General features: G+C 64.7%; 17 protein-coding genes. 14 read left to right on the top strand and 3 right to left on the bottom strand.

The window, feature by feature from the left end:
* The first annotated feature begins 59 nt into the window (after window positions 1-59).
* Both AC1DXN_RS11930 and AC1DXN_RS11925 read left to right on the top strand, forming a co-directional pair.
* A complete protein-coding gene (locus AC1DXN_RS11930; protein WP_477273903.1) occupies window positions 60-1,487 on the top strand; it encodes a LuxR C-terminal-related transcriptional regulator in 1,428 nt (475 codons plus the stop codon).
* A gap of 71 nt (window positions 1,488-1,558) precedes the next feature.
* On the top strand, window positions 1,559-2,188 hold the full coding sequence (locus AC1DXN_RS11925; protein WP_477273901.1) for a glutathione S-transferase family protein: 630 nt from the start codon (window positions 1,559-1,561) through the stop codon (window positions 2,186-2,188).
* A gap of 36 nt (window positions 2,189-2,224) precedes the next feature.
* On the opposite strand, the gene AC1DXN_RS11920 is transcribed toward AC1DXN_RS11925, so the two are convergent.
* Window positions 2,225-2,758 (bottom strand): Hsp20/alpha crystallin family protein, encoded by a 534-nt coding sequence (locus AC1DXN_RS11920; protein WP_477242341.1) that lies wholly within the window; start codon window positions 2,756-2,758, stop codon window positions 2,225-2,227.
* Between the two features lie 314 nt (window positions 2,759-3,072).
* On the opposite strand from AC1DXN_RS11920, the gene AC1DXN_RS11915 reads away from it, so the two are divergent.
* Entirely contained in the window at window positions 3,073-3,315 is a 243-nt protein-coding gene (locus AC1DXN_RS11915; RefSeq protein ID WP_477242343.1) for a hypothetical protein, read from the top strand.
* A 60-nt stretch (window positions 3,316-3,375) separates the two neighbouring features.
* Here the strand turns inward: AC1DXN_RS11915 and AC1DXN_RS11910 are convergent, their stop codons facing one another.
* Both AC1DXN_RS11910 and AC1DXN_RS11905 read right to left on the bottom strand, forming a co-directional pair.
* A complete protein-coding gene (locus tag AC1DXN_RS11910; RefSeq protein WP_477273899.1) occupies window positions 3,376-3,873 on the bottom strand; it encodes a GNAT family N-acetyltransferase in 498 nt (165 codons plus the stop codon).
* A gap of 109 nt (window positions 3,874-3,982) precedes the next feature.
* The gene (locus AC1DXN_RS11905; protein ID WP_477273897.1) at window positions 3,983-4,990 is read right to left on the bottom strand and encodes an aldo/keto reductase; all 1,008 of its coding nucleotides are present in this window, start codon (window positions 4,988-4,990) and stop codon (window positions 3,983-3,985) included.
* Between the two features lie 621 nt (window positions 4,991-5,611).
* Between AC1DXN_RS11905 and AC1DXN_RS11900 the strand changes: the two genes are divergently transcribed.
* The 11 genes from AC1DXN_RS11900 (at window position 5,612) to AC1DXN_RS11850 (ending at window position 18,629) form a co-directional block, all read left to right on the top strand.
* Window positions 5,612-5,836, top strand: coding sequence for a hypothetical protein (locus AC1DXN_RS11900; protein ID WP_477273895.1), 225 nt, complete (start codon window positions 5,612-5,614; stop codon window positions 5,834-5,836).
* Between the two features lie 46 nt (window positions 5,837-5,882).
* Window positions 5,883-8,369, top strand: a complete 2,487-nt coding sequence (ligD, locus tag AC1DXN_RS11895) for a DNA ligase D (protein WP_477273893.1) — start codon at window positions 5,883-5,885, stop codon at window positions 8,367-8,369.
* A 257-nt stretch (window positions 8,370-8,626) separates the two neighbouring features.
* Window positions 8,627-9,529, top strand: coding sequence for a non-homologous end joining protein Ku (gene ku, locus AC1DXN_RS11890; RefSeq protein WP_477242353.1), 903 nt, complete (start codon window positions 8,627-8,629; stop codon window positions 9,527-9,529).
* Between the two features lie 14 nt (window positions 9,530-9,543).
* Window positions 9,544-10,632, top strand: coding sequence for a tetratricopeptide repeat protein (locus AC1DXN_RS11885; RefSeq protein WP_477274021.1), 1,089 nt, complete (start codon window positions 9,544-9,546; stop codon window positions 10,630-10,632).
* Window positions 10,633-10,707: 75 nt separating this feature from the next.
* Window positions 10,708-11,067, top strand: coding sequence for a hypothetical protein (locus AC1DXN_RS11880; protein WP_477273892.1), 360 nt, complete (start codon window positions 10,708-10,710; stop codon window positions 11,065-11,067).
* The gene (locus AC1DXN_RS11875) at window positions 11,057-11,713 is read left to right on the top strand and encodes an alpha/beta hydrolase family protein (protein ID WP_477273891.1); all 657 of its coding nucleotides are present in this window, start codon (window positions 11,057-11,059) and stop codon (window positions 11,711-11,713) included. Before AC1DXN_RS11880 ends, AC1DXN_RS11875 begins: the two co-directional genes overlap by 11 nt.
* 67 nt (window positions 11,714-11,780) lie before the next feature.
* Window positions 11,781-12,551, top strand: a complete 771-nt coding sequence (locus tag AC1DXN_RS11870) for an exodeoxyribonuclease III (protein ID WP_477273889.1) — start codon at window positions 11,781-11,783, stop codon at window positions 12,549-12,551.
* Between the two features lie 125 nt (window positions 12,552-12,676).
* Window positions 12,677-14,299 (top strand): WD40 repeat domain-containing protein, encoded by a 1,623-nt coding sequence (locus tag AC1DXN_RS11865; protein ID WP_477273887.1) that lies wholly within the window; start codon window positions 12,677-12,679, stop codon window positions 14,297-14,299.
* 81 nt (window positions 14,300-14,380) lie between these two features.
* Window positions 14,381-15,763 carry an SEL1-like repeat protein gene (locus tag AC1DXN_RS11860; protein ID WP_477273886.1) on the top strand — a complete coding sequence of 461 codons (1,383 nt, stop codon included), beginning with the start codon at window positions 14,381-14,383 and terminating at the stop codon, window positions 15,761-15,763.
* A gap of 101 nt (window positions 15,764-15,864) precedes the next feature.
* Window positions 15,865-17,889 (top strand): amidase, encoded by a 2,025-nt coding sequence (locus AC1DXN_RS11855; protein ID WP_477273884.1) that lies wholly within the window; start codon window positions 15,865-15,867, stop codon window positions 17,887-17,889.
* 197 nt (window positions 17,890-18,086) lie between these two features.
* Complete coding sequence (locus AC1DXN_RS11850) at window positions 18,087-18,629, top strand: cysteine hydrolase family protein (RefSeq protein ID WP_477273882.1); 543 nt, start codon at window positions 18,087-18,089, stop codon at window positions 18,627-18,629.
* The last annotated feature ends 36 nt before the right edge of the window (window positions 18,630-18,665 follow it).

The raw sequence follows: 18,665 nt of genomic DNA, 5'->3' as shown, positions 1-18,665 counted from the left end.
TAGTATTTTGCTGCGCTAGCAGTTGAAACCGTGCCTATCCGATGGCAGGGAACTTCTCGATGAACCGCATCGCGACGTCTTCACCGACCGAAGCGCTATCGGACCGCGAGCGCGCGGTGGCGGAGAGATTTGCCTCGGGCCTGACCTATCGCGAGATCGGCAAAGCGCTGTTTATCGCGCCTTCGACGGTCCGGACTCATCTCGCCGCGATTTACGAGAAGCTCGGCGTCAACAACAAGATCGCGCTTGCCTCGCACATCAATGGCGCCGCGCGCGCCGTGCTGGCACCTTCGCTGGCCGAGGCCTCGCCGGTGCTCGCCATGTTTCCGATCGAATGCCTGAATGCCGAAGAGCGCTGGCGTCGCTTCGCCGACGGCCTATCGTCGGACATCAGCATCGATCTCGCGCGCTATGCCGATCTACCGGTCATCGCCTTCCACACCATGAAGTCGCTGGGCAGCAAGCCCGCCGACTTCGCCGCCGATGGCAAGGCGCTTGGCGCCACCTATATCGTCTCGGGCCAGCTGCGGGCGGATGACCGGCAGGTCCGACTGACGATCGAATTGGCTGACGCTCAGAACGGCGTCAGCCTGTGGAGCGATCGCTTCGATCGCCCGCTGGAGGACGTGTTCACTCTACAGGACAGCCTGACCGAAAGCGTCATCAACGTGCTGGCTGGATGTGGTGGGGCGATTGCTACCGTCGGCCGCAACGCCGTTCGCCGCAAGCCGCCCGCCAGCCTGCGCGCCTATGATCTCTATTTGCTTGGTGCCGAACAGCACAACACCTTCAGCCGTGCCGGCAATGCGGAGGCGATCCGCCTGTTCTCACGTGCGCTCGAACTCGATCCCACCTTGGTCAGGGGTTGGATCGAGCTCGCTTATGCCTATTCGATCCAGTCCTGCCACGGTCTCTGTGGCGATCTTACGGGGGGTGTCGAGAGGTGGCGTGCGGCTGTCGAAAATGCGCTTCGGCTCGACCCGCTGGATAGCACCGTCCAGACTTGCCTGGGCGACCTCATGGGATGCCTTGGCGATCTCGAGGCGGCGGAGCGCGCGTACCAGCGCGCCTTCGAATACGGTGCCAACCATGCCGACACGCTGGCGTTGCTGGCCGGCAGCAGGGCTCTGGTCGCTGGCGACCCGGCCGCAGCGATGCCGCTCATGGAGCGCGCTATGCGCCTCAACCCGCTGGCGCCGTCCTGGTATTTCGGCATGCAGGGCCGCGTCCTGTTCGCCGCCGGCAGGCATCGAGAGGCCATCGCATCGCTGCGCAGGGGCGCGCCGGATTCACCCAATGTGATCATGTTCCTGGCGCTGGCGTATGCGGTGGTTGGCGAGTGTGCGGAGGCGGCCGGGTTGGCGGCCCGGCTCCATGACGAATTCCCCGAGTTCTCGGTCGAACGCTTCATCGCCGGCTACCCCGTCACCAACCCTGATGCCGCAGAGGCCATTCGTCAGGCCGCAAAGCTGGCAAAACTCGGATAGAGCCGCAAGAATCGGGTGGTGCGCGCCGGCGCAGTATGCAAACCCGGCCCTATTGCACGAAGAGGGTCTCCATGCTCACGCTCCATGATTATCTGCCGTCGCAAAATGGCTGGAAGGCCAGGGTCCTGCTCGGGTTGCTCAAGATCCCCTACGAAAGCCGCATGGTCTCGATCTTCGAGGGCGAGAGCCACACCGACGCCTTCCTGAAGCTCAATCCGGCCGGCGCCGTCCCCGTGCTCGAACTCGACGACGGGCGCGCCATCGCTGAGTCCAATGCGATCCTGACCTATGTTGCCGAGGGGACGCCCTTGCTGCCGGCAGACTTCTATCGGCGCGCCAAAATCATGCAGTGGCTGTTCTTCGAACAGTATCACGTCGAGCCGGTCATCGGCTCGCTGCGCTACTGGACGCTGACCGGAAGGCTGGAACGCAACCAGGCGATGGTTGCCGGCAAGCGCGAAGCCGGCGTGCGCACGCTTGCCGCGCTGGAGCGCAGCCTCGCCGCCACTCCGTTTCTCGTCGGCAACGACCTGACCATCGCGGATATCGCCGTCTACGCCTACAGCCACAGGGCCGAAGATTGCGGTTTCTCTCTCGCGGACTACCCGATGCTCATGGCCTGGGTTGATCGCGTGCTGGAGACCATCGGTCCGGACTATCCGGTGCATCCCTACAGCATCGACCCGCATTCCGGCGGGTGAGCAGCCGGGCGCGCAAAGCGCCCGGTGCTAATATTGTCAGTGCTTGCTCTTGCCGGTTCCGGCGCTGCCCCCGATTGGAATGCGCCTGGATTTGGCCTGGGCACGCTGGGTCTTGGGCAACGTCACGGTGAGCACGCCATTGTGGAAGGCGGCGCGGACCTTGTCCTCCTCTACTTCGGTACCGAGCGGGATGCGTCGCTCGAAGCGGCCGTAGAAGCGCTCGGAGAACTGCTTGTCCTTGTCCTCTGTCTCGGCGCGCTTTTCGCCACGCAGCGTCAGCATCCCGTCATCGAGCATCACCTCGACATCCTTTTCCTCCATGCCCGGGATTTCGGCGGTCACGCGGATCTCGGTTTCGCCGTCGGAGATTTCCATGCTCGGCCAACTGGCGTTTGCGCCAAAAGCCCGGGCGAGCGACGGCAGCCGTGTGTCGAAGCCGCGCAACGCATCGTCGAACAGCCGGTTCATCTCGCGATGCAGCGTCATGAAAGGATCGCGCTCGCCTTCGCGATAGAAGTTCGGGGCCTGACTGCCTTCCCGGCCCCAGGGCATGAGATCACGAATAGCCATTTCATTGGTCTCCTTTTCTCGACTGGTTCACATCAGGCGATGCCGGCACCCCCCGCATCCGTGTGTTCAGCCTGGATCCGCAGACTCTCAAGTCGAACCGTGCCGCTGCTCCGGGCTCGAAGCCGGGCGGCCAAGGAGCCGACGCCCTGCGCCGGTTCCGTTCGGCAAACCGGCAAATGTCGATTTGGAGGTTGTCGGCGCGAAGTCAAGACCCAGATTCCATCCAGCGGCAGATTTGATCCCCGATGCCGGTCTCCGGCTGGGTGCTCAACGGAGTTGGGCCGGCACCCTTGCATCGGGCACGGAGGAGAACCATGACACGCAATGACATCATTTCGGTTCTGGGGCCTGTGGACGAGGCCATCATCGCCGACATCGCGTTGACCGGCGCCAGCCTCGAGGAATTGCGCGAGGCCTTCGCCTGGATCGGCGCCGACGAGGCGCTGGTCAATGAGGGCCATCCCTTGCCGGGCGCCAGGGTGGCGCGGTTGATCGAGATCCTCGACCCGCCGGAGGACGAGGACCAACTGGCGAGCGCGGCTCCCGGGCTCGAGTAGTACGGGGGAAGGGCTGTAGGAGAGTAAGGTGGCGCGGAACCGCCCCCGTTCCCCTTGCTTCTACGCCCTCGACAGCAGCCTGCGCATGATCAGCGACGCGTGGCCTCCCACGCCATGCGCGGCCGCCCGCTTCTCGACCACCTGGAATCCGTGTTTGCGGTAGAAGGCGATGGCCCGGTCGTTGCCCTCGATCACTTCCAGCGCGATGCTCGCAATGCCCGCATGGGCGGCAAGCACCGCGTGCAGCATGTCGGCCGCCAAGCCGGTGCCGAATTCGCCGGGGTCGATGTGAAGCCGGTCGAGCATGACGTCGCCCTTGTCGTTCATCGCCGCCATCGCGTAGCCGGCGATCGAGCCGTCGGGCCGTTCCGCCACGAAGGACATCCTGTTGTCGTCGCGCAGCTCCGCCGCCAGCCGCTCCGGCGCGTGTTTGTCATCCGAGAGCCGCGCCGTGGTCTCGGCGCCCAGGATCGGCGAGTAGGTCCGGCGCCAGGATCCGCCCAGGAGCCGCGAGGCCGACGCTACATCCTGTTCGGTCATCGCCCTGATCCGGTTCATCGTCAGCTTCCTGTTTTGGATTGTCTCGAAATTCGCCGCCTCACGCGCGGCTTGCCGACAAAACGAAGGCGGCAAGGCCGGCGAAAACAAGGCGAGGGCAGCTCGACCCTCACCGGTCGATCATGGTCATGACGCGCTCATTGTAGCGCGGCCCGGCCACCTTGCCTGGCGCCAGCGCCATGTCGAGCCCCAGCATTTCTGTGGCATCAAGTTCGATCGCGACCGCCGCGATGTTTTCCTCGAGATAGGTTCTGCGTTTGGTGCCGGGGATAGGCACGATGTCGATGCCGAACTCCGGCCCCTTGCCGAGCAGCCAGGCGATCGCGATCTGCCCGGGCTTGACGCCCTTGGCCGTCGCGATGTCGCGCACCGTAGCGGCGGCCACGACATTGGCATCGAAATTCTCGCCCTGGTAGCGCGGGTCGCCGCGCCGGAAATCGCCCTCGGGATAGTCCTCGGCGCGCTTGACGTCGCCGGCGAGGAAACCGCGGCCGAGCGGCGCGAACGGCACCAGGCCGATGCCGAGTTGCTTGAGCAGCGGGATGATCTCGGGCTCCAGATTGCGCTCCCACAGCGAATATTCGCTCTGCACGGCCGACACCGGGTGCACGGCGTGCGCCCGGCCGATGTTGGCCGCACCTGCCTCCGACAGGCCGAAAAAGCGGACCTTGCCCTCGGCGACCAGCTGGCCGACTGCGCCGGCGACATCCTCCATCGGCACATCGGGGTCGACGCGGTGCTGGTAGAGGAGGTCGATATGGTCGGTGGCGAGCCGGCCGAGCGATGCCTCCACCACCTCCCTGATATGTTCGGGCCGGCTGTCGCGCTTAGTGCCGACCTGCTTGCCGTTCTCGATGCGGAAACCGAACTTGGTGGCGATCGTCACCTGGTGGCGCCGGCCTTTCAGCGCCCGCCCGAGTAGTTCCTCATTGATGAAGGGACCGTAGACCTCAGCCGTGTCGAGGAAGGTGCAACCGAGTTCGATGGCACGGTGCAGCGTGGCGATCGATTCCGCTTCGTCGGCCGGGCCATAGGACTGGCTCATGCCCATGCAGCCGAGGCCGATCAAGGAGACGTGCAGCCCCTGGCTGCCGAGTTTGCGTGTGCCGAGCGTCATTGGTGTGGTCTCCAAAGGAATTGGAAAGGACTATATAGGGCGCGCGCGCTCAGGTTCTACAGCCGCCAATCTGGAGGCCGCGCTGCCATCTCCTTGACAAAGTCCGGCCGCGAGCGCCCTTTGCCGGCGGCCATTTGGGCTTTGGGGATACCGATGAAGAAGATTTACAAGAAGCCGACGCTCGACAAGCGTCAGCTTCTCACCCGCGTCACTGCGCTCGTGTTCTTGTCGGGCAGCGGAACATAATCGCTGCCATTGCAAAGCCCGCCGCCGAAAGGCGGCGGGCGTTTTCGTGCCGGCAGGTGAGCGACCGCTTCGCCATCATTGATGTCCAACCCGGCCTGTTGCAGCCATTTGATCCTGATCAAGGCGGATACGCATCGATGCGCCTATCTGGTCGCCTGTCTTGGGAAGGACGCAAGGCGGGCGGGTGGTCCGGGCCGAACTGAAAAGCTGAAAACAGCTCCGACGTGGACCACCCGCAACCTTCATTGCTTGCGCGCAGATGTGCCCGACAGGGCGATGCGGGGCGGCGCGATTGCCGCGAAAATTGACAGAACAGCCGCTCTCGGCCATCCTAGATAGCCGCTTGTCCTGCGGCTGCATGTGTACGAGCAAGTCATGGCCAGTTCCGCCACCAGCCAGAATTCCAAGCGCGCCGCGGTGCGCAAGGCGCTCGACCGCCACAGGGTCTACATCACCGCGCAGAGCTTTTCCGGTGGCGCCTACTCGGCCCGCGTGCTGGTCGATGGCGAGGCCTACTGGGTCGACGAATTCCGGCTCAGCCAGTTGCAGGGCGGCCTGTCGCCCGCCGAGCTCGAACTGACGCCGGCCACAGACGATTGAGTTGCCATCGATTGAGCAGCCGCCGCATCCCGCCTAGCATGCGGACATGACCACCCCGCCGAAACTCAGGGCCTATCGCGCCAAGCGCGAATTCTCGAAGACGCCCGAGCCGGCGGGTGGGCTGGCTGACGGCGACGGCAATCGTTTCGTCGTCCACAAACACCACGCCACCGCCGACCACTATGATCTCAGGCTTCAGGTCGGCGACGTCCTGAAAAGCTGGGCGGTGCCGCGCGGTCCCTCGCTCAACCCGGTCGACAAAAGACTGGCGGTGGAGACCGAGGACCATCCGCTCGAATACATCGACTTCGAGGGCGTCATTCCCGAGGGCGAATATGGCGGTGGGCCGATGATCGTCTGGGATACCGGCACCTGGGCGCCGATGGACGATGTCGACAAAAGCCTGCGCACCGGCGCTTTCAAGTTTCGCCTCGCCGGCGAAAAACTCAATGGCGGCTGGATGCTGACCAGGCTGAAACCCAAGCCCGGCGAGGACCAGAACAAGAAGAACTGGCTGCTGTTCAAGGAGCGCGACCTCGCGGCCGATACTGCGTTGGATATCCTTGCCGCGCGGCCGGAAAGCGTCAAATCCGGCAGGCGCATCGAGGAACTGGTGGCGCCACCAAAACCGGCCGGCAAACCCGCCAAACCCGTAGCGCTGAATCCCGGCGCATTGTCCGGCGCGGTCAAGGCGGCGGCGCCTGCCCGCATCGAGCCGCAACTGGCGACGCAAATCGCCAAGCCGCCCGATGGCGAGGACACCGGCGAGCAATGGCTGCACGAGATCAAGTTCGACGGCTACCGCACGATGGCGCATCTGGCCGACAAGGAGGTCAGGCTGATCACGCGCGGCGGCATCGACTGGACCAAGCGCTATGGCGACCTGCCGCACGCCTTCGCCAAACTGCCATGCCGCGATGCCATCATCGACGGCGAGATCATGGTGCTCGACGCCAAGGGCATCAGTCGCTTTGCGCTGCTGCAGGACGCGCTGGCCGCGGGCGCCGGCAGCAAGCTGCATTTCTACGCCTTCGACCTGTTGCACCTCGACGGCTGGGACCTGAGAAAGGCGCCGCTTATCCGCCGCAAGGCGCTGCTGGCGCAACTGCTGTCCGGCGTCGGCGCCAACTCCGCCATCCAGTTCTCCGATCATGTCGAAGGCAGCGGGCAGGGGCTCTACGACCAGGCTAGCGAACTTGGGTTGGAAGGCGTCGTCTCCAAGCGGGCGACCGCGATCTACCAGAGCGGCCGCACCAGGAGCTGGACCAAGACCAAGGCTCTGCAGAACGGCGACTTCGTCATTGCTGGCTACACCACCTCCGATGCGGCCGAAGGGCTGGCGGCGCTCGGCATGGCGGAATTCGAGGATGGTGAGTTGCATTATCGCGGCAAGGTCGGCACCGGCTTCGACGCTGCCACTTCAGGCGCGTTGCTCGCCCGGCTGCAGCCGCTGCGCGAAGGCGCGTCTGCGCCGGAGGGCGTGCCGCGCGAGATCATGCGCGAGATGAACTGGGTGCGGCCGCTGCTGTCGGCGCGCATCCACTATGCCAACCGCACCGCCGACAATGCGCTGCGTCACGGCGTGTTTCGCGGCCTGCGCGATATCGGCCTGTCGACGCCGGTCGCGCCAAAACGCAAGCGGCTGATCGCCGAGGCCGACCTCGCCACCATCTGGGTGACCAACCCGGAGCGGCGACTGTTCGGCAAGACCGGACCGACCAAGCTCGACATCGCCGTCTACTACGCGCTGGTCGGCGATTTCATGCTGCCGCACATTCTGGGACGTCCGGTGTCGCTGGTGCGCTGCCCGACCGGCCTGCCAAAGGACTGTTTCTTCCAGCGCCATGCCTTCACCGGCATGCCGCCCTCGGTGGTGACATTTGAGGCAACCAATTCCGAGAACGAAACCAAATCCTACCTTTCTGTCGAAGGTGCCAAGGGTTATCTGGCGCTGGCGCAGTTCGGCGTCGTCGAGTTCCACACCTGGGGCACGCATCGCTTGAGCCTCGACAAGCCCGACCAGATCGTCTTCGACCTCGACCCGGGCGAGGGCATCGCCTGGCGCGAAGTGGTCGAGGCCGCGGTGCATATCAGGAGCGAACTGGAAACGCTTGGCCTGGTGCCGTTCGCCAAGACCTCCGGTGGCTCGGGCATCCACATCACGGTGCCGGTGACGCAAAAGCAGAACTGGAAGAAACTGCACCAGGCAACCAGCGCCATCTCCACGCGCCTGGCGGCAAGCGCGCCCGATACCTTCACCACCACCATGGGCAAGGACAACCGCAAGCGGCGCATCTTCATCGACTATCACCGCAATGCACGCGGCCACACCTCCGCCGCGCCCTATTCGCTGCGCGCCCGCACCAATCTGCCGGCCTCGACCCCGGTGAGTTGGAGCGATCTCGAATCCATCGATGCGCCACAGGATCTGAACTATTCCTCGCTGCCGGGATTGCTGGCGACGTCAGGCGATCCCTGGGCGGATATCGAGGATTTCGCCCGGGATTTGCCTACCCATCTTTCGTCATCCTAGGGTCTGCGCCGCGTCGCTTCGCTCCTTGCTTCGCCATAGGATGACGAAGGGAAGGACGGCCGCTTCCTCAACCTCCATCGACGCTTCCGACAATTTGAATTATTCTGCGCCGCCGGGCCTTCCGGCGACCCCGGCGCGTTCATGGAAGATTTCGCTAGGGATTTGCCGGTATTGTCGGCAGGCATGTAGGATTTCCGCAGCGCCGCACGTCCTTCGGACGAAAGACAGCTGCAGCAGTTTGCGTAGGAGAGAGTTTCATGGCGCCCAGGGCAAGTTGGAAAGGTTACCTCAAGCTCAGCCTCGTCAGCTGTCCGGTCCGGCTCTATCCGGCAACGACGACGAGCGAGCGCATCAGCTTCAACCAGCTGCACAAGAAGACCCATAACCGCATCAACATGAAGCCGGTCGATCCCGAACTCGGGCTGGTTGAGCGCTCGGACCTGGTCAAGGGCTACGAGTACGAGGACAAGCAGTACATCATCATCGATGATGCCGATCTCGACGCGGTGCGCATCGAATCCAACCACACGATGAACATCGAGGCCTTTGTCGACGAGGGTGAGGTCGATGTCATCTACCAGGACGCGCCCTACTATCTGGCGCCGGACGGCGCTATGGCGGAAGAGACCTTCGCCGTGCTGCGCGAGGCCATGCGCAAATCCGGCAAGCTGGCGATCGCCCGCCTCGTCTTGTCCAGCCGCGAACGCGTGGTGACCATCGGTGCGCGCGAAAACGGCATGTTCGTCTGCACCTTGAGGAACCCGAACGAAGTGCGTGGCACAGCTGAGTATTTCGGCAACATCCCGGCCGGCAAGCCGGAGGCCGAAATGCTGCAACTGGCCGAGGCGCTGATCAAGCAGAAGGAAACCACCTTCGATCCGAAGGACTATGAGGACCGCTATGAGATCGCACTGATGGCGATGATCCGCGAGAAGCTCAAAGGTCACAAGCCGATCATCGCGGCAGCACCCGAGCGGGGCAATGTCATCAACCTTATGGACGCGCTGAAGGCGAGCCTGTCGCAGGCGGCGAAGCCGCCGGCCAAGTCGAAGAGCAAGGCCGATGACGAGGCGAAGCCTGCCGCCAAGGCCAAGGCCGCGCCCAAGGAAAATCCGCTCAAGGCCAACCTGCTCAAGGCCGTCGGCAAGAGCAAAGGGTGACGGCGCCCACCGGTATAGTCACACCCGGTGCCGTCTTCGGCACCATCGGCGCGCTGGCGGCGTTTCCGCTGCGGCTGGCCGCGCGCGAGGTCGAGCGCCAGCACGGCCAGTTGCGGCGCGGCGTCACCCGGCGCACCTCTCATGTTGTCTTCGGCCGCAATTTCCTGGCCAAGGCCGGCGATGCCGAGATTGCGCGCCGCGTTGCCGTAGAGCGCGCCGCCGGGCGCATGCTTCTCAGCGAGAACGGGTTCCTGCGCCTGCTCGGGCTGATGAAGGCGCCGGAGGCGTCGGCGCTGTCGAGGCAATCGCTCATCGACCAGTCGCGGCTCGCCGCGGATGATCTCGACCTGTTGTCGCTGTTCGACGCCTTCGAGCATGACGCAGAACCGTATTCCTTCCGCGACCTGATCCTCGCCCGCAAATATGCCGGGCTCACCGCCGGGGGTGCCTCATGGGGCGCTATCGCCCGCTCCGTGCACCGCTCCGGTCCGGTCGCCTCGCTGACCGCCAAGTCGCTCAATGTCGGATCGCAGCATGGGCGCGCCGACGCGATCTACCTCGAAGGCGGCCAGAGCGAGCTCGACGGGCAATTGCTGTTCGATCTGGGCGCTGCCGATGACGACACGCTGGAAGATTTGTTTGCCGAGGCGGAGGCGGCGGAAGAGCAGGGCGATCACGATCAGGCCGCGACGCTCTACCAGCGCTGCCTGGCCATCGACCCGAGCGACGCCATCGCCGCCTTCAACCGCGCCAATTGCCTGCGCGCCGGCGGCCACGTGGCGGAGGCCGCGCACGACTACGCCCGCGCCATAAAACTCGACCCCGCCTTCGTCGAAGCCTGGTTCAACCTTGCCGGGCTGATGAGCGACGAGGGCAAGGTGGCTTCCGCCCGCCGGCATTTGCAAAAGGCCATCGCGCTCGACAAGACCTATGCCGATCCGGTGTTCAACCTTGCGCGGCTCGAATTCGATGCCGGCAATCTGACCGGGGCGCGCCGGCTCTGGGTTCGCTATCTCGAACTCGACGTCGATTCCGAATGGTCGCGCATGGCGGCCAAGGGGATACAGTTCGTCGATTTGCAAGCGACGCGGACGGCGGGGTGAACTCCACCAAGGGTGGCCTATGTTTGCGAATTCTTCGTCGTATGACTATCTCAGCACCGGTCGGCGGGGATTCAGATGGCGGTTCTTTTTGTTGGACTTACGGTCTGGTTCGTACTCATGGCGATTGGCCAGGCACGGGAATTGCTCTTCTATCGAAGCAATGGTTGGGACTTTTCCTTGGACAACAACATCAGTTGGATGAAGTTCTACAACCGGAGGAGATCGATTCTCGAATTCGGGCCGGATCGCCCCGAGGACCTTGTGTCAAATAGGCAGCGCGTCTGTTTCGGTCGGCCGTTCTTCATGCTGATCGTGGGAATATTAGCCGCCGGAACAGCGCACATCATGTTCCATCCGGAACAGTGGAGCAGAGAAGTTCACGGCTCCAAAGTCACGTATCACCATATCGGGACACCAAAGCCTGATGCCAACTAGCTTCCTCTTCGACGGTCACGAAACCGCCCCCGTCACCATTCTGCTCGCCCATGGCGCCGGCGCCTCGATGGACTCTCCCTCGATGACCGCCACCGCGAAGGCGCTCGCCGCTTCCGGCTTCCAGGTCGCGCGTTTCGAATTCCACTATATGGCGGCACGCCGCTACGGCCACCGCAAGCCGCCGCCGCGCGCCGAGACGGTGAACCCGGAATACATCAAGGCGATCGCCGATCTCAGGGGTAGGGGCGTGACCGGCCCGCTGATCATCGGCGGCAAGTCGATGGGTGGGCGTGTCGCTTCGATGGTTGCCGACGAGATGTTTGCGAAAGGCGAGATCGCCGGCTTGATCTGTCTCGGCTATCCCTTCCATCCGCCGGCAAAGCCCGAGCAGCTCCGAACTAAACATCTCGCCGACCTCAAGACGCCGACCCTGATCTTCCAGGGCACGCGCGACGAGTTCGGCACCAGGGACGAGGTTGCGACCTATGATCTTTCCGATGCCATCGAGGTGATCTGGCTGGAGGATGGCGACCACGACTTGAAGCCACGAAAGAGCGTGTCGGGCTTTTCCACTGCCGATCATCTGAAGACACTGGCCGAGACGGTGAAAGCCAAGCTGGCGCGGCCATCGGCTTCGTCATCCTAGGGCGGAGCAAGGAGCGAAGCGACGCGCGCAGACCCGAGGATGACGAAGTGAAAGGCGTATCCGGCAAATGAAGATCGCCAGCTTCAACATCAACAACATCAACAGCCGCCTGCAAAATCTGCTGGCATGGCTCGCCGCAGCAAAGCCCGACATCGTCTGCCTGCAGGAACTCAAGGCACGCGACATGCAGTTTCCGCGCACCGCACTTGCCGCCGCCGGTTATGGCGCGGTGTGGAAAGGCGAGCCGACCTGGAACGGTGTCGCCATACTCGCGCGCGGTTCGGAACCCGTTCTGACCCGCGATGCCCTGCCCGGCGACGAGGCCGACAAACAAAGCCGCTACATCGAGGCAGCGGTGTCTGGCATCGTAATCGCTTGCCTCTATGCGCCGAACGGCAACCCGCAGCCCGGCCCGAAATTCCAGTACAAGCTCGCCTGGCACAAGCGGCTGGAGGCGCATGCCGGGCAGCTGTTCGACACGGGCCTGCCGGTGGTGCTGGCCGGCGACTACAACATCGTGCCCGAGCCGCGCGACATCTACGCCACGCGTTCCTATGACGACAATGCGCTGGTGCAGCCGGAGAGCCGGGCATCCTTCGCTCGCCTGCTGGAGCAAGGCTGGCTTGATGCGCTGCGCAGAAAACACCCGAAGGAAACGCTCTATACTTTCTGGGATTATCGCCGCAACCGCTGGCCGCGCGACGCTGGATTGAGGCTCGATCACATCCTGCTGTCCAAGAAGCTGGCCCGCCGCCTCACTGCCGCCGGCATCGATCGCGATGTTCGCGGGCAAGACGGCGCCAGCGACCACGCGCCGGTGTGGGTGGAGTTGAAGTAGGCCAATGCGCGCGTGATCTCCACCACTTTCGCGCGCGGCATTTTGCGATACATGTTCGCTGGTAGTCTGAAGAATGGCCAGGCTTCGCAATGAGAGAAGTGCGCGGGCAGGGAGGGGGGGAGCCGATGAACAGGGGTGCTGACAGGCTGCTTGCGGTTCTCCTGCTGGCGATCGGCATCGCCAGTTTGGCGGTGGCGCGTCTGGCGCAGCACGATGCGGGCATGTCCATCGCATCGGTGCGTGTGATGGTGTTTCTGGTGGCGGGTGCTGCCTGCCTGGTCGGCGGGCTGTTGTTCCTGGCCGGCCTGTTGCCGGGCCGCCCGAACCACCAGGCCGGCGCGCCGCTGTTCGGCAGGGCCGCTGAATTGCAAAACCCGGGCAGACCAGGCCTGCGCCGGGCCTTCCTAGTTCTGCCAGCGATCACTGTGCTGGCGCTGCTGGTCAACGGGGTCGGCCCGTGGCTGGCGCATCGCACCGGCCCGGGCGAGGTAGCCGCCCCCAGCGAACCCAAGTCCAATGAACCCAAGGACGTCGCCAGCGCCCCGCCCGCACCGGAACCGGTGACACCGCCGGCTCCCCCAACTTCGCCGCCCGTCGCTGCCCCGGCGCCGCCGCCAGCCGCCCCGCCGCCCGACCTAGCCGCGCCACCGCCCGAACTGGCGGCCAAACCGCCGGAGCCGGCGCCATCTCAGCCGGCGCCTCTGCCTGCCCAGCCACCTACGGCACCCGCAGTGCCGGCGCAGCCACCGGAGGTCGCGCTTGCCCCTCCGGCCTCACCGCCTGAGCCTGCTCCGCCAGCAACCGTTGCGCCGCTGCCTCCCGCTCCGCCGCCGCTGCCGACGCAACCCGAAGGCCACCGCGATGCCGTCGTCTGGCTGGCGGTGGCGCCTGATGGGCACTCGATTATGAGCGCCAGCACCGACCATATGATCAAGCTGTGGGACATCGATGGCAAGCGGCTGATCCGCAACCTCGGCGTCCACAAGGACATGGCGCGCACAGCGCTGTTCATGCCCGACGGAAAGCAGGCGCTGACCGCGGGCGACGATGGCGAGATCGTGTTACGCCAGCTTTCGGATGGGGCGGTGCTGCACGTCTTCTCCTCGGGCGAGAATGGCGGCGTCAGGAACCTGGCGATCAGCCCGGACGGCAAGCTGGCCGTCAGCGGTCACGACACCGGCAGCGTCATCGTCTGGGATATCGACAAGGGCAATGTGCTGCATGTGCTGCCAGGCCACGACTGGTCGGTCAGCGCCGTCGCCGTCTCGCCCGACGGCACGCACGCCATCTCGGGTAGCATCGACGGCGAGTTGAAGCTCTGGGACATCGTTTCAGGCAAGCAATTGCGCAGCTGGCACGGCCACGAGCAAGGCACCTACGGCGCCGTCTTCACCGCCGACGGCCACCATGTGGTGACCGGCAGCGGCGACTACACGATCAAGCTTTGGGATCTCGACACCTTCAGGGAAGTCCGCCGCTTCGAGGGCCATTCCGGTACCGTCTACGAAATCGCGCTATCCCCCGACGGCAAGCGCCTGGCTTCGGTCTCGCTCGACGGCACGGCGCGGCTCTGGAACATGGACACCGGCGCCGAGATCGCCGAGTTCGATCCCGGCACCGGGCCGCTTTATTCGGTCGCCTTCGCCGCAGACGGCACGCTGCTCACCGGCGGCTACGACCGCACCATCAGGGATTGGCCGGCAAGCGGCGGCGACGGCGTGGTGCTGTTTGCCGGCGCGCCGGAGTAGTGCGACATTCAATGCAGCGGATATTCCAGAGCAGCGCGGCTTGCGCTAAGGATTACTGGTGGCTGCAAATGGATCGCCAACTTGAGCAACAATGACTGGCCACTTGAAGCCGATACAACTGTCTTCAGTCCGCCCGCGCCGCGTCGTCGAAAGGTCCTCACCGTCGTCCTGGTGTTGCTGGCGGGCTTCGTGCTGCTTGGGCCTGTCCGAAATTACTATCTGCAGTGGTCAGCCATAAGGAAGTTTCAGGCGGCATTCCTGGCCAAGGATTATCGGGAGCAATTCCATCGGACCTCTCTGCTTGCCGAGATGGGAAATGCTGACGCACAGTGCGGTCTAGGAGCGATGTACTGGAATGGCGCTGGAATCGCTCAGAATGACAAGCTGGCGATCTACTGGTGGGGCAAGGCGGTCGAGCAAGGAAATGGCGATGCGGCAGCTTGGCTCAGCCAAGCCTATTCTCGCGGCAAAGGGGTCGAAAGAAACGATCAACTGGCGTTGAAGTTTGCCAGGCAGTCAGCCGACAAGAGCAACGCCAATGGTCAGTACGCCGTCGGCGCCCTGTATGCGCAGGGCCAAGGCGTTACACAAAGCTACGAGCAAGCTCTCTACTGGTGGCGTAAGGCGGCTGACCAGGGAAACGCGGAGGCGGCTTTCGTCGTCGGTCGTGCCTACTATCTCGGCCAAGGCGTCAAGAAGGACGATCAACTCGCCGTGATGTGGGTGCGAAAGGCGGTCGACAAGGGTGAGCCGAATGCCCAGACTCTGCTGGGTAGCCTCTATTCGCTTGGCCACGGTGTCGGTCAGGATGACCGCCTGGCCTTCGAATGGTGGATGAAGGCAGCAACCGCCGGCCTGCCCGAAGCGCAATACGCCGTGGCAAACGCGTATGAGTTGGGAAAGGGCATCGGCAAGGACGCCACCCAGTCGGTCGCCTGGTTGGTCAAGGCGGCGGAACAGGGCAGTGTCCCGGCGCAATCTGCGCTGGCCTACGCATACGCAACGGGCAGAGGCGTCGCCCACAGTGATGCCGAGTCGGCGTCCTGGTTGCTAAAAGCGGCGAGCCAGGGAGATGCCAATGCCCAGGGGAACCTGGGCGTCTCATACTGGACGGGCGCTGGCCTGACCCAGAGTGACGCGAATGCCGTTTCGTGGTGGCTCAAGGCTGCAAAGCAGGGGAATGTTTCGGCCGAGCTGTATTTGGCTGCTGCCTATGCGCAGGGCAGAGGGATAGCCAAGGATAACAAATCCGCCGAATTCTGGTTGCTGGAGGCAGCCAAGGCGGGAAATGTCGAAGCAGAACTCAACCTTGGCAAGCTCTACTACACCGGGATCAGAGGCGAGCCGAATTATCCGGAAGCCATCAAGTGGTTTTCCACGGCGGCGGGACACGGAAACGCCGAGGCCAGGACCTTTCTCGAACTGATGAAGGAAAAAGGCCAGTTCGACAGCAAGACGCTGTGAACTGAGTGCCCAAGGCAACGCTGGCGAAATCGGCGAAGCTTCCCCTTGCAGGAGAGATGCCCGGCAGGGCAGAGGTGATTGAACGCCAACTGGGCCGCCCCATGACCAACCTCCGCCTCGTCGAAGCCTCGATCGCCGACCTGCGCCAGGCCTTGGACGACGGTACCGTCACCAGCGTCGAACTGGTCGGCGCCTACCTCCGGCGCATCGCGCACTACGACCGCCATGGCATCGCGCTGAATGCCGTGCCCGTGCTCAACCCCGAAATGTTCGAGGAGGCGGCTGCGTCGGATTTGCGGCGCCGGAAGGGCGTCACGCTCGGGCCGCTGGACGGTATCCCCTACACCGCCAAGGACAGCTACAAGGTGGCAGGCCTGACGGTGGCCGCCGGCTCGCCGGCCTTCGAACATCTCGTCGCCAGCGAGGATGCCTTCACCATCGCGCGGCTGCGCGCCGGCGGCGCGGTGCTGATCGGGCTCACCAACATGCCGCCCATGGCCAATGGCGGCATGCAGCGCGGCGTCTATGGCCGCGCCGAAAGCTCCTACAATGCCGACTTCTTGACCGCCGCCTTCGCCTCGGGTTCGTCCAACGGTTCGGGCACGGCAACGGCGGCCAGCTTCGCCGCCTTCGGCTTGGGCGAGGAGACATGGTCGTCCGGCCGGGCGCCGGCGTCGAACAACGCGCTGGTCGCCTACACGCCGTCGCGCGGCGTCATTTCGGTCAGGGGCAACTGGCCCTTGGTGCCGACCATGGATGTGGTGGTGCCGCACACGCGCAGCGTGGCGGATATGCTGGAACTGCTCGACGTGATCGTCGCCGACGATGCCGAGACGAGCGGCGATTTCTGGCGCGCGCAGCCATGGCTGGCGCTGCCTCCAAGCTCGGCCGTGCGGCCGCCACGCTACACCGGGCTGAAGCTGGAGGGCTCGCTCAAAGGCGTGCGGCTCGGCGTGCCCCGCATGTATATCGGCAGGGATGCCGAGGCGACAAAGCCCATCGAGACCCGCGCCTCGGTGCTGGCCCTCTGGCAGCAGGCCGCACGCGATCTCGGGCGGCTTGGCGCCACCGTGGTCGAGGTCGATTTTCCCGTCGTCTCCAACTACGAGCGCGACCGGCCGGGTACAAAAACCATGGTCGATCGCGGGCTGGTGCCGGAAGCGTTCGCCGAGCGGGAAATCTGGGATCTCTGTGTCTGGGGATGGGATGATTTCCTGCGCGCCAATGCCGATCCTGCGATTCCCGACCTGGCATCGGTCGACGGCCCGAAGATTTTCCCGCAACCGCCAGGAACATTGCCGGACCGCTATGGCGACGACGGTTTCGACCTGGCGGAGTATGTCGAACGGGCAAAGCTTGGCGTTACGCCCTTCGTGGATATCCCGACAATGGAAGACGGCCTGAAGGGCCTGGAGGCGACGCGGCGGATCGACTTCGAGGATTGGCTGGATGCGCGAGGGCTGGATGCGGTGGTGCTGCCCGCCGTGGCCGATGTCGGTCCGGCCGATGCCGATGTCGACGAGGCCGCCGCCGCCCTTGCCTGGCGCAACGGCACCTGGGTCGCCAACGGCAATCTGGTCTGGCGCCATCTCGGCATTCCCACAGTCACCGTGCCGATGGGCACGATGGCCGATATCGGCATGCCGGTCGGCCTGACCTTCGCCGGCAAGGCCTATGACGATGTGAGGCTGCTGCGCCTGGCCGGCGATTACGAGCGTTCGACCAAACGCCGCACCAGCCCGCCGCGCACGCCGGAATTGCCGGAGGATGTTTTCCAGTCGAGCTCGAGCCAGCCCAGATCGGCGCCACCGTTGTCCCTCATACTTGCCGCCGAGACGCGCCATTCAGATGGTGGGGACGAGATCGTTATCACGCTCGTCATGCATGGCGCGGCCGAGGCCGCCGACTTGGCGGCTGTTGGCGTGAAAGTCCATGTCAACGGCGAGCCTGTCGCCATGCAGCGGACTGGCGCCCGCTTCACCGGGCGTGCCCTCATTCCGGCCGTCGAGCATCGAAGGATCCACAGCGTCTGGCGCGGCGCCTACGGTTCGATCGTTACCGCGATCGTGCGGCATGAGGACGGTTGCGCCGCCGGCGCCTATGTGGTGACCGGCGGCATTGGGTGAGGGGATCTCCCCCCTCGAGGGGGAGATGGCCGGCAGGCCAGAGGGGGTCGGTTCGACTGGGCTCGACGTTTTGCGACAATTGGAGGCTGGCGCTTCACGCACACCGACCCCCTCTGTCGCCTTCGGCGACATCTCCCCCTCGAGGGGGGAGATTCGGCGCCGCTTGACCCTCCTGCCGTCCGCGCTATCTTCGCGCCATGTCAAAGTCCAACCTCGCCCCGCTCATCGTCATCGACCTCCAGACGGGCATGTTCGACGGCGTCGCCGAGCCGCCGATCCATGATGCGGTGGGCATCGCCAGCCGCGTGCGGGCGGTGATGGAATGGGCGCGGCGCGGCGGGCGCAAGGTCGCTTTCGTCAGGCATGACGGGCCGGCCGGCGATCCGCTGGCGCCCGGCGCGCCGGGCTGGCCGGTGTGGCCGGAACTTGGCCAGGCCGAAGACGAGCCGACCTTTTCCAAGAGCGTGGGCAACGCCTTCAGCAATGCCGCACTTGGCGAATGGGTGGCGGGGCAGGGCACCGACGAGGTCGTTCTCGTCGGCGCGCAGAGCGACTTTTGCGTCGCGGCCACGGTCAAGGGTGCCTTTTCCCACGGGCTTGGCGTCACCGTGGTGTCCGACGCCCACAGCACGCTGGACAGCCCCAGCGAAACGGCCGCGCAGATCATCGCCCGCCACAATGCCGAATTCGCCAAGGCCGGCGTGACGCTGGTGACGACAAATTCCTTGACCGGCGTTTGATCCTCGCTCTGGGGTGCCCGCTGTGATGTCGGTGCC

Source organism: Mesorhizobium sp. P2_H9 (assembly GCF_056403215.1).
The sequence above is the reverse complement of the archived record's forward strand: the minus strand, read 5'-3'. Positions and strand labels throughout refer to the sequence as shown.